Source organism: Paraglaciecola aestuariivivens, from assembly GCF_052983255.1.
Window position 1 is genome coordinate 375,060 of sequence record NZ_JBRKBA010000004.1, and the last position, 12,113, is coordinate 387,172.

The 12,113-nt window shown below is 41.4% G+C and carries 7 protein-coding genes; 4 read left to right on the forward strand and 3 right to left on the reverse strand.

Annotated elements, in window-relative coordinates; translation table 11 throughout:
• Positions 1 to 48: 48 nt before the first annotated feature.
• Positions 49 to 1,422 carry a dicarboxylate/amino acid:cation symporter gene (locus ACVCDT_RS08630; RefSeq protein ID WP_447132361.1) on the reverse strand — a complete coding sequence of 458 codons (1,374 nt, stop codon included), beginning with the start codon at positions 1,420 to 1,422 and terminating at the stop codon, positions 49 to 51.
• A 162-nt stretch (positions 1,423 to 1,584) separates the two neighbouring features.
• Here ACVCDT_RS08630 and ACVCDT_RS08635 point away from each other — a divergent pair, with 162 nt between their 5' ends.
• Positions 1,585 to 3,873, forward strand: a complete 2,289-nt coding sequence (locus ACVCDT_RS08635) for an Ig-like domain-containing protein (protein WP_447132362.1) — start codon at positions 1,585 to 1,587, stop codon at positions 3,871 to 3,873.
• 52 nt (positions 3,874 to 3,925) lie between these two features.
• Here the strand turns inward: ACVCDT_RS08635 and astB are convergent, their stop codons facing one another.
• Positions 3,926 to 5,266: an N-succinylarginine dihydrolase gene (astB, locus tag ACVCDT_RS08640; protein WP_447132363.1), complete on the reverse strand. Its 1,341-nt coding sequence runs from the start codon at positions 5,264 to 5,266 to the stop codon at positions 3,926 to 3,928.
• Between the two features lie 319 nt (positions 5,267 to 5,585).
• Between astB and topA the strand changes: the two genes are divergently transcribed.
• Together topA and ACVCDT_RS08650 are read left to right on the forward strand one after the other, a co-directional pair.
• Positions 5,586 to 8,231: a type I DNA topoisomerase gene (topA, locus tag ACVCDT_RS08645; protein ID WP_447132364.1), complete on the forward strand. Its 2,646-nt coding sequence runs from the start codon at positions 5,586 to 5,588 to the stop codon at positions 8,229 to 8,231.
• A 78-nt stretch (positions 8,232 to 8,309) separates the two neighbouring features.
• Positions 8,310 to 8,879, forward strand: coding sequence for a DUF2058 domain-containing protein (locus ACVCDT_RS08650; RefSeq protein ID WP_447132365.1), 570 nt, complete (start codon positions 8,310 to 8,312; stop codon positions 8,877 to 8,879).
• Between the two features lie 112 nt (positions 8,880 to 8,991).
• On the opposite strand, the gene ACVCDT_RS08655 is transcribed toward ACVCDT_RS08650, so the two are convergent.
• On the reverse strand, positions 8,992 to 9,483 hold the full coding sequence (locus ACVCDT_RS08655; RefSeq protein WP_447132366.1) for a hypothetical protein: 492 nt from the start codon (positions 9,481 to 9,483) through the stop codon (positions 8,992 to 8,994).
• A gap of 260 nt (positions 9,484 to 9,743) precedes the next feature.
• On the opposite strand from ACVCDT_RS08655, the gene ACVCDT_RS08660 reads away from it, so the two are divergent.
• Entirely contained in the window at positions 9,744 to 11,906 is a 2,163-nt protein-coding gene (locus ACVCDT_RS08660; protein WP_447132367.1) for an exonuclease domain-containing protein, read from the forward strand.
• The last annotated feature ends 207 nt before the right edge of the window (positions 11,907 to 12,113 follow it).

A 12,113-nucleotide genomic window follows, 5' to 3' on the forward strand; every position in this document is an offset into this window, starting at 1 on the left:
ATACCTAAAAGACAATCCGCAGCTAGAGCAGCTGCGGATTGTTTGGATTTAACTGTTTTTATCTAAGTGAGCAAAGTCTACTTCTTCATCTTTTATTCCGGCTTCGGGATTATTAAATACCGCTTCATCTAATTCGTTTTCACTTTTTCCAACTATGCAAGCTACCATACAGTCGCCTGTTACATTGACCGCGGTGCGGGTCATATCTAACAATCTGTCAACACCTATGATCAAGGCTATGCCTTCTACTGGTAAGTTAACTTGTTGCAATACCATGGCTAGCATAATTAAGCCTACGCCAGGAACTCCAGCTGTACCTATAGAAGCAAGGGTAGCGGTAAGTATTACCATCATATAATCGCTTAAACTTAAATCTACCGCATAAACCTGCGCAATAAATACTGTGGCTACACCTTGCATAATGGCTGTGCCATCCATGTTAATGGTTGAACCTAAAGGCACAGTAAAAGAGGCGACCGAACGTTTTACCCCTAGTTTTTTAATAGCGGTTTCCATGGTAACAGGCAAAGTCGCGCTACTGCTTGAGGTGCTAAAAGCAAAAATCGCCGCGTCTCGCATTTTTCTAATTAAGGTTAGCGGGTTCAAACCACTTAAGGTTTTTAGAATAATGGGGTAAGACACAAAGGCATGTACAAGTAAAACAAACACCACCAATAAAAAGTATTTAATCAAGCTGGCGATAGTGTCAAAACCAATAGTGGCAAAAAGTTTAGCCATAAGCACAAACACCCCGTATGGGGCCAGGTTCATTAATATGGTCACTAACTTCATGATTACAGTATTAATGTCTTCAAACACTGCGCTAAGGCGTTTGCCTGTATCACCCGTCATAGACATGGCAATGCCAAAAAACACCGCAAAGACTATGATTTGCAACATATTACCCTGAGCCATGGCATTAATTGGGTTAGTTGGCATCATATTGATGATCACTTGGCCTAGTGAAGGGGCTTCTTTTGCCGCATAGGTGGCTTCTGTTGCTAGGTTTAAGCCTTCACCAGGGGCCACCATTAGGGCAAAACTCACTGCCAAGGTAATGGCAATGGCAGTGGTAAATACATACAATAAAATCGATTTTCCGCCTAAGCGCCCTAATTTAGACGGATCAGACAAACTCGAGGTACCACATACCAAAGAAACAAATACGAGGGGGACAACCAACATCTTTAAGCTGGCTATAAAGATGCTTCCTATTACATTAAATATACCATCGACTAAAACTCCATACGTTGAAACTTGCAAGCCGAATACACTAAACGAAAAATCTCCGCTATCATCAAATAACCATTGCAGAATTGCTCCTATCACTATTCCGGCAATCATGCCGATAAAGATACGAGCGGTGAGCCCGAGTTTTTTAGGGGTAGGGTTTTGTGATAACGCTGAAGTTGAGTTAGTCATGGAATTCCTAAGCTTTATTGTTGTTTAAAAGCACCGAGTTAGGGTGCAATTGATTTTTAGTGAGTTAGCTTTTCGGGCGATAGATTAACAAGTTTGTTAACTAAGCTAAACTCTTATGTGAATTTGCCGCATTTTTTTGGCTGCTGTGTATAGGAAATATCTATGATTTTACGTGTTAAAACACTTTTGATTTGGTTAGCGGTTTTAAGCCTTTTTGCCTGTGGCGGAGGGGGCAGCATTAGCCGTGACCAAAGTCCCACTGCGGGCGGCGATCCCGATCCTGTGACTATTAGCATGCAATTGGTCTTTACCGATGCCAACGGCCAGCCTTCGACCGACCTAAGTGCTGAAAATCCGCTGACGTTAACCACCACTGTGACCGATTCCGATGGCAACCCAGTAGCTTCAACCTTAGTAACTTATTCCTTTACACCAGCAGATGTAGCGGTATTTGGTAACGACACTGGTACCGCATCAACCAATAGCGACGGGGTGGCGACTATAGAAGTGTTAGTAGGAGAAAAATCTGGAGCAGGGCAGATCACCGCAAGCCTTAACTCAGGCGAGTCTGCGTCTACTACTTTTAATTCTGCCGGTACAGAGGCTGTGGGCGAAAAGCCCGCGTCTTTAGACCTCTTTGGTAGTTCAACTCAACTCGCCTCTAGTGGCTCAGACCAAGTTGAATTAATCGCCCTAATCAAAGACGCGAATAATGTGTTATTAGAAGGAGTAGAGGTAACCTTTTCGGCCGATTCAGGGGCCAGTTTACAAGTTACTCAAAACTTTACCGCCGCCGATGGTATAGCGCGAGCGCTATTATCCACCCAAAATAATGCAGAAAATCGAGTGATCGAAGTGACAGCCCGCACTGGAACTTTTGCCCAAACTTTACAAGTGGCAGTGGTAGGCACCAGTATAGCCATCAACGGACCACCCAGTGTTATTTTAGGTGCCAATGCAGAGTTAACCCTGTTTTTATCTGACTCAGATGGAAAAGGCATAGCCAATCAAGAGGTACAAATTAGCTCTTTGAATAATAACGCCTTTGATGCAACAGAAGTGGTAACCGATAGCGAAGGCCAAGCCACAGTTAATTATACTGCCAACAACTCTGGTATAGATGTATTAACAGCCTCGGCGTTAAATGCCAGCGGTAGTTTTAATATTAGTGTACAACAAGACCAATTTAGCTTTTCTAGCGTACCAACAGCAGACATTCCAATTAATCAAAACAGTACTTTAACTCTGACTTGGTTAAAAGAAAATCAACCACTGGCCAATGGTGAAGTGACTCTTACTACCACCAGAGGGCAGCTTTCAGCGGCTAAAGTTAATACCAACGCTGAAGGCACCGCTAGTTTTCAAGTCTCTTCAACCAATGCTGGCAAAGCAGTGATTTCTGCGCAGGGCAAAGACGCCAATGGCAATATAGTCAACGCCCGTACTGAGGTAGAGTTTATTGCCACCTCTGTTGATAATATTATTATTGCCGCAAGTCCTAATTCTATTGGGCCATCAGGGCAAAAGAGTACTATTACTGCGGTGTTACGCGATATTGACGGCAACTTAGTAAAAGGTAAAACCGTAAACTTTAATGCCGACGATGTGAGTGGTGGAGAGATTTCGCCAGCCTCAGCGGTAACAGACAGTAATGGCTTAGCTTCTACTGTGTATACCTCACGTAACTTAACTTCAGAAAACGCCATTAAAATTACTGCAACTGAGACTGAATCTGGAGTAAATGCTGTTACTCATTTAACTGTGGCAGATAGAGCGCAATTTATTTCAATAGGAACAGGCAATACCATTGAGTCTCCAGATCCTGCTACTTACCTTAAAAGATTCACGGTTTTTGTTACCGATGCTAATTCTAACCCCGTGGATAATGTTGAATTAACGGTAACAGGTACGCCTATCAAATACTCTGAGTTACTTGAGCCTAACGCTGTCCCTGGTGATGCTAATTATCAAAAAATCCGTCCGGCCTTTTATAAAGGTTACTGGACGCCATTTCCTAATGCCGAAGAGTTTAAATACTGGGTGTCGGTGCGTACATTAGGTTGCGAAAATGAAGATAAAGACGGTGATGGCATTGAAGATCCCAATGAAGATATCAATGGCGACAACGCACTTACACCAGTTAATTTAGTGTCTATTGATGGCAATGTAGTAACCGACGAAAATGGTCAAGCCATCATTGAGTTACGCTATGCTAAGTCTTATGCGGCATGGGGTGAGGTTAAAATTACTGTAAGTACCCCAGTATCGGGCAGTGAATCACAAACTAGTCAGTTTTATAGCTTATCGGCTTCTGCTGAAGATCTCGCCTTAGACTCTACGCCACCAAATACCAATCCTTTTGGCTCTGGTGTGAATTGGGTTGAAGATCCTGACAACCCAGGACAATTAATTGACGATGGGGCAAATCGAACCTGTACTAACAGCCTATAAATAAAAACTGCCAGTTCAGTGATGAACTGGCTTTTTTTTATCCCTTTAAGTTTTACCCTTGTTGAAAGGGGTAAACCGAGCCTAAGTCCAATAACTGAGTTAACTCGTCTAAAGCAGTACGCGATTCAATTAATAACTGTGGATCGCTTAAATCATTAACATGTAATGTGTCGCGATAATGTTTATCTACCCAAGTATTTAATTGCGCAAATTTATGCTCACTCATTAATGTCTGTTGATTTACCGCAGCAAATTCTTGTTCGTTCATGGCCACACGCAAACGTAAGCAAGCAGGTCCGCCGCCGTTTCTCATGCTTTGTTTAACATCGTGATAAAACACCTTTTTAATCGGGGTGTTTTGTTGCACTAAATTATCTAAATAAGCTGAAACCGCTGAATTCTCTTGGCAATCTGTAGGGGCAATAATGGCCATCTCACCATTGGCTAAAGTTATGATTTGGGTATTAAATAAGTAACTCTTAACGGCATCTTGCACACTTACATCACTAGTGTTGACACAAATAAAATGTAGGTCATCTGAGCCAAACTTTTGTTTGATTTCTTGCAAGGCTTGTTCTGATTGGTAAAAGGCTTGCTCGTGATAAAACAACACATTTTGATTGCCCACCGATATCACATCATTGTGAAACACCCCTTGGTCAATAAGGTCGGGGTTTTGCTGGACATAAACCACTTTGTCTTGGCTTAAACCGTGCAATCTAGCAATGGCTTGGCTGGCTTCATAAGTTTGCCTTGCAGGGAATTTTTTAGGTGCCGGTTTGCTAGTGTCAAAGGCATGTCGGCCGTATACAAAAATCTCTAATCCCGATTGCCCATAGTCTTGGCATAAACGGGTGTGGTTGGCCGCACCTTCGTCACCAAAATGTTCGTTGTCTGGCAAATGAGTGTGATGGGCAAAATATTGCTGATCAGCAAAAGTGGCTTTTAATATATTGCCCGTGACTTGAGGTTCGAGGGAACGATGAAATTTATTGGTTAAATTAGCCGGGGTAAAATGCACTTTGCCATCTGCAGTATCGGCACTGGGTGAAACCGTAGCCGCATTTGCCGTCCACATGCTAGAAGCCGAGCAACAGGCTTGAAAAATCGCTGGGGCTTGTTTAGCGGCTGCGGCTAAAACCGCTTGATCTGTGCCAGAAAACCCAAGTCTACGCAAAGAAGCCACGTCAGGACGCTCCTGTGGCGCCAAGACACCCTGAACCATACCAAGGTCAGCAAGGGCCTTCATTTTCTTTAAACCTTGTTTAGCGGCCTGTTTAGGGCTGCTAGAGGCACTAGCATTACTAAGGGATGCAACATTACCATAAGACAAACCCGCGTAATTATGAGTCGGGCCGACTAATCCATCAAAATTGGCTTCAAATTGTTTCATGTACACCTCGCATAGTTAAAATCGATGTTCTTTAGCCAAAATTGTAGGCTAAGCTTGGCCAAATACAGGTCTAAAAAACACCCCGGCCAAATGAATTGCTGGGCATTATACTGCTTTTATTGGTTATGCCAATCGAGCTGGTTAAAAAGTAAACGCTTATACATGGGGGAAATAAAAGAAAAGTAGATAAGTATGAAGAAGAACTTGTTTTCTATTCATTTTGTCGATATATGTTAAAAAGCAATTTTGATGAGGCCTAGTAGCTTAAACTTCACCAAATCATTAAAAACCTAATAAAATCAAAGGTTAATACCAACTTATGGCAAAATCTCTAGTCATTGTCGAATCACCGGCAAAGGCAAAAACTATTAATAAATATCTCGGCAAAGATTTTATTGTAAAATCTAGCGTGGGTCATGTTCGCGATCTTCCCCATAAGGCAGTAGGCAAAGTTCCGCCTAAAAAACCAGCAAAAGAGTTAAAGCTACTGTCTGAAAAACAGCGTGAAAAATATTTACGCGAACACGAATATAAAAAACTGGTTGATCGCATGGGGATAGACCCCAAAAACGACTGGCAAGCACATTACGATGTGCTTGAAGGCAAAGAAAAAGTCGTTAACGAATTAAAAAAATTAGCCAAAAACGCCGACACTGTCTATCTCGCAACCGATTTGGATAGAGAAGGAGAGGCCATAGCATGGCATTTGCGCGAGCTTATCGACGAGCCCGGCAAAGAGTTTCAACGTGTGGTGTTTAACGAAATCACAAAAAATGCCATTCAAGAAGCTTTTTCACACCCAGGCCAACTAAATATTGAGCGTGTCAATGCTCAGCAAGCGCGACGTTTTTTAGACCGAGTTGTGGGTTTTATGGTGTCGCCTTTATTGTGGAAAAAAGTCGCCAGGGGGCTATCGGCAGGGCGCGTACAATCAGTGGCTGTGCGTTTAGTTGTAGAGCGTGAACGTGAAATTAAAGCTTTTGTGCCTGAAGAGTTTTGGGATGTGCATGCCGAGCTAAATACCGCTAAAAATGTTGCTTTGCGTATGCAAGTGGCAAAACAACAAGGTAAAGCCTTTAAACCTAGCAATAAAGCTCAAGCCCAAGAAGCCGTATCTGTATTAGAAAAAGCTGACTACACTGTTGTTAGCCGCGAGTCTCGCCCTACTCAAAGTAAGCCTTCGGCACCTTTTATTACCTCAACATTACAGCAAGCTGCTAGCACTCGTTTAGGCTTTGGAGTGAAGAAAACCATGATGATGGCTCAGCGCTTATATGAGGCCGGACATATCACTTACATGCGTACCGATTCAACCAATTTAAGCCAAGATGCAGTCGACAGTTGCCGAGCTTATATTAGCGATAATTTTGGGGCCAATTACCTACCAGATAATCCACTTAAATACGGAAGCAAAGAGGGCGCACAAGAAGCGCACGAAGCTATTAGGCCATCAAATGTGTTGGTGAAATCTGAGTCATTAACTGAAGTTGAACGAGATGCCCAGCGCTTGTACGAACTAATTTGGCGTCAATTTGTAGCCTGTCAAATGACCCCAGCTAAGTACGATGCCAGCACAATTAGGGTCAAAGCCGATGAGTTTGAGTTAACCGCCAAAGGGCGCGTATTAAAGTTTGACGGTTGGACAAAAGTACAAAATCCTCAGCGTAAAAAAGGCGATGAAGATCTGTTGTTGCCTGATGTGAAAGAGGGCGACAAACTGTCTTTAAATGGCTTAGATCCCAAACAACACTTTACTAAACCTGTGGCTCGTTTTAACGAAGCTTCGTTAGTGAAAGAATTAGAAAAACGCGGTATTGGTCGTCCGTCAACTTACGCCAGCATCATATCAACCATTCAAGATCGTGGTTATGCACGTATCGAAAATAAGCGTTTTTATGCTGAAAAAATGGGTGAAATTGTCAACGACCGCCTAATGGAAAACTTTGACGATTTAATTGGTTATGATTTTACTGCCAATATGGAACAACAGTTAGATGAAATAGCCGATGGCAAAGTGTCGTGGAAAGACGTATTAAACGTTTTTTATGAAGACTTCGAGCAGAAGTTAATTGTGGCCGAAAAGCCACCCGAAGAAGGAGGCATGCGCCTCAATCAAGCGGTACCTACAGACATTTCATGTACTAAGTGTGAGCGTCCAATGAACGTACGTACTGCCAGTACCGGGGTGTTTTTAGGTTGTTCGGGCTACAGTTTACCGCCTAAAGAAAGATGCACAGGCACCATGAATTTAACCTCGGGTGACGAAGTCATTAAGGTAGACGACGAGGAAGAGTTAGAAACCGAAGTGTTACGTTCTAAACGCCGTTGCCAGGTTTGTGGTACTGCCATGGACAGCTATTTAGTAGACGAAACCCGCAAGTTGCATGTATGTGGTAATACCCCAACTTGTGAAGGGGTGTACGTTGAAAAAGGCACCTTTAAAATTAAAGGTTACGAAGGGCCAATTTTAGAATGTGATAAGTGCCAATCGAACATGGAGTTAAAAAGCGGTCGCTTTGGTAAATACTTTGGTTGTACTAACGAAGAATGTAAAAACACTCGTAAGTTATTACGCAACGGCGAAGCCGCGCCACCTAAAGAAGATCCTACCGATTTGCCAGAATTAGCTTGTACTAAATCTGACGCCCATTTTGTGTTAAGAGATGGCGCATCGGGGATATTTTTGGCCGCGCATAATTTCCCTAAATCACGCGAAACTCGCGCCCCGCAAGTGGCAGAGCTAGCCAGATTTAGAAACAGAATTTCGCCTAAGTTTTATTATTTAGCCGACGCCCCAGCCGAAGATCCAGATGGCAACCCTACAATAGTAAGATATAGCCGCAAAACTAAGCAGCAATATGTGATGTCTGAAAACGAAGAAGGCAAAGCAACAGGCTGGTCTGCTTGGTACAAAGATGGCCAATGGGTAGCAGAAGATAAAAGGAAAAAAGCTAAAAAGTCTTAACTTTAGGTGTAAAATATTCAAACTAGCGGCAGCGATTTACGCTGCCGTATTTTTTTAATTTTCAGATGGCAATGAATTATGGCCCTTTCACTACAAGAACAACTTCTAAAAGCTGGTTTAGCCGATAAGAAAAAAGCTAAACAAGTCAGACAACAAAAACACAAACAAGCCAAGGCGCAAAAAAATCACAATATCGTGCAAACAAACGAAGCTAAACTTGCTGCCGAAAAACTCATTGAAGAAAAAAAACAAAAAGATCGCGAGCTTAACCAGCAAGCCAAACAACAGGCCGAAAAAAAGGCCATTGTTGCCCAAATCAAGCAGTTAATTGAAGTCAACAAACAGCCTAAATTTGCTGGTAAACGCAATGAAGAAGAAAAGGTGTGCAACTTTACCGACGGCACTTTAATTAAACGTATGTATGTGAGCCAAACCACACATAAACAAATTACCCAGGGCAAATTAGCCATAGTAAAATTTAACGATGGTTATGAATTAGTCCCTATGCCAGTAGCCAATAAAATTGCCGAGCGTGACCAAGCATCTGTGGTCTATCGCGCTGATAACATTAGCGAAGCCGATCAAAAAAGCAGCGAAGAAGATGATTGGTATGCCGACTATGATATTCCAGATGATTTAAGTTGGTAAACGAATAATATAACTCAAATAGTTGAAAGAAGATGGAAGGAAATTGATATAACTAACCTTTAGCGGTCACAAAGAAAAGCAAAGTGATAAATGACACTTTGCTTTTTACCACTTACTTAATACTCACTTGACCTTTAGGCATATCAAATAAAGGCAAGTCGGGTTGGCTATAACAACTAAACTCATCGTTAACCAGATACGAGAAGCTTATTTGATCATAAGGTGATTTATTATTTTTGCCATTATCCACGACCATAGTCGTTACTCTCATGCCGGCGATATCTAAATCTGAATAAGTCCCTTTTTTTACCACAGCACTTATCCAAGCCTGATTATCAATGATACTGACACAATCTACTCTGGCGCTGAAGCCTTTTGATTCGCCCGCAAACCTGTCAACATAATTACCTTTTATTCTGCCATCTGATAAGACTAATCCGGTAAGTGAGAAGTTTTTATCGCACGTATTATCTCCTTCAACACAAAGGCTAGTGGCATCTGGACCACCTACGTGAACTTGCTGCTCAACTCTTGAGCCAGCATTTGCTGTGCCTATTAACGTAATGGCCGTTCCTAAAAAGACTACTATTTTTGCAACCTTCATAAATTTCTTCCTTTAAAATTTAAATGTTAAATGATGGCTAACTTTTTACATCAACACCTAAATCATAGCTTCCTAACAACATCTAAAGTTGTTTAAAAATTAACCAGATTAAATTTAGATTACAAAAGGTTGATTAGCAATGTATTGGATAATTAAGCAAAGCAATTTTGTACGAGTGACTTTATGGTGTGGCTAATCACACTTGAGATTATCCATGATAAGGTTAGAATGCTGTATAAAATAACAGTGGTGGCAGTGTTGTGCGAAAACCTCAAAAAGTTTTACCTGAGAAATATTACCTCGATCACTTTAACGAGATCATCAGCTTCAATCAGCAGTATTGTGCGGATCTTCTATTTACCGAACAAAAGCAGTTTATTCAGACCTACCAAGCGTTAAGTCACGACAGCCAATGTATGTTGGTTAGGGTAGTGAATCGCACGGGTGATTTTATTCAGTCAGATAAAATGCGTTACCAAGAAATTGATGACTGTGAAAAGCAACTGTTGCTGCTGACTCAAGCAGGTTTGTTACGCACATTAACCTCAGATGACATTGCTGTGTGGCTTGAGCTATTAACCAAGCCGCAGCTAATGGATATAGCCTATCAATGCCAAATTTATGCGATCAAAAAAAGTGCTTCTAAAGAGGAAGTTTTTCAACAGGTTAAAGCTCAATGTAGCGTGCAAGATTGCTTGGCTAGTGATTTGGCACAAAGTTTTTTGGTTAAATGTTTTCAATCTAATTTAGCGTATTTGTTATTTTTATTTTTTGGCAACTCCAACAGCAAATTAGATAAATTTTCAATGCGTGATTTGGAGGTGTTAAAAACCCGAGATAAAAATGCTCAAGCTAGCGCCCGCTTTGATAATAAACAGCAGTCTTATTGCTGTTTTTACTACAGTGACAAAATTGCTCAGATAAAACGTAATGATATGGATTTAGCTGAGTTAGCCCAGCGTTCAGAGCAGATAAATTGTCATCCGCAAGTGCCGGCAAACAGTGAATACGCACAACAATTAAAAGATCAATATTTTTACTTGTTAGGTAAACAGCTGTTAACTTTTCTTCCAGAGTTAGGTATGAAATACCTGCAAGCTTCAACAGCCGCGGCGCAAGAAAAGTGGCTAAGAGAGCGTTACAGACAAGGCCACAAAGAGCAGGTTAAAAGTCAGTTAGAGCAGATCATAGAGCAATCGTTAGATGAACGTTTGTTATTGTTTGCAGAAGATTTTTATCAAAGAAAATATCATCAAGTAAAGTTAAGCAAGCTAACGGCTACTCTGCGTCAAGATAGTTACACTCTTGCCATTGACGAAATACATAAAGAGCAGGTAGAAAAAGGCGTAAAACAGTACTATCAAAACCAAGGGTTAAAGGTGTATCGTACTGAAAACCGCTTATTTACAAGCCTATTTGGGCTAGCATTTTGGCAAGAGCTTTTTGATCCTCAACTTAAAGCTGCTAGCTCTGAGTTTGACCGGCGTCCTAAAGTTGTTAAAGAAAACACCATTTACCAAAGATTAGAGGCGCAAATAGAACAGCGCTTAAGCATGTTTAAACAGCCTAAAAAAGCCATAGCCTATTTAACTAAAATAGCCACTCAATATTATGGCCAGCCTAATGGTATGTTTCGCTGGAGTAGCAAAATAATGCAAGTGATATCCAGCTTTTTGCAAGTCGCCGATCCTCAAGCTGTCATCAGCCATTTACGCACTATGGCCAAAAATTATCATGGTTTTAATGATGGTTACCCAGACTTGATGATTATTCAAAACAAGCAACTCAGGTTTGAAGAAGTTAAAGCCCCAGGTGATGTGATTCGAGCAAATCAGTTTGTGACAATAAACGCCTTACAGTTATCGGGATTTGAGGTACAGCTGTGTAAAGTAGAATGGTTTGTTGATCCTATGCAAGCATATGTGGTGATAGATGTTGAAACCACAGGGGGTAAACAACCTTATCACCGGGTGACAGAGATAGGTGCGGTAAAAGTGGTGAACGGTGAAGTGGTAGATAGCTTTAGCTGTTTAGTTAACCCACAAAGGCATATACCAGCTTTTATTACTAAGTTAACTGGTATTAGCAACGATATGGTCAAAGATGCCCCCTTATTTTGTGAGGTTGCAGATACCCTAGAAAAGTTTCTGCAAAACGCCGTATTTGTCGCCCACAATGTGAATTTTGATTACGCTTTTATCAAACAAGAGTTTGCCCGACTTGAACGGCCTTTTGTTATGCCAAAACTTTGTACGGTAAGAGAAAGCAGAAAATGCTTTACTGGTTTAAAATCTTATTCGTTAAGTAATTTATGCCAGCACTTCAACATTCCGCTGACCACCCATCACAGAGCACTCTGTGACGCCCAAGCCACAGCTGAATTACTAAAACTAATTCAACGCCAACAAGAACAAGTGGAATAGCGAAATCTTTCTTACAAAATTAGTGGCGAGAGGAGGGGGGATTTTATTTTTTTGCTGTTTAGTGTTGGTAGTTTTGGGGCGTTATTAGCAGATAGCGGTCATTGGGCTTGGCTTAAATTTAAAAGCACGCTTCGCGCATCATCCTTGATGTTTTTCACACAGAATCCCTTCTGTGTGACTTACTTTTTGTCTACAGCCACAAAAACT

Coding starts and splice junctions, on each gene's coding strand:
- topA (WP_447132364.1), top strand. CDS start 5,586: ATGGCAAAATCTCTAGTCATTGTCGAATCACCGGCAAAGGCAAAAACT.
- astB (WP_447132363.1), bottom strand. CDS start 5,266: ATGAAACAATTTGAAGCCAATTTTGATGGATTAGTCGGCCCGACTCAT.
- ACVCDT_RS08630 (WP_447132361.1), bottom strand. CDS start 1,422: ATGACTAACTCAACTTCAGCGTTATCACAAAACCCTACCCCTAAAAAA.
- ACVCDT_RS08635 (WP_447132362.1), top strand. CDS start 1,585: ATGATTTTACGTGTTAAAACACTTTTGATTTGGTTAGCGGTTTTAAGC.
- ACVCDT_RS08650 (WP_447132365.1), top strand. CDS start 8,310: ATGGCCCTTTCACTACAAGAACAACTTCTAAAAGCTGGTTTAGCCGAT.
- ACVCDT_RS08655 (WP_447132366.1), bottom strand. CDS start 9,483: ATGAAGGTTGCAAAAATAGTAGTCTTTTTAGGAACGGCCATTACGTTA.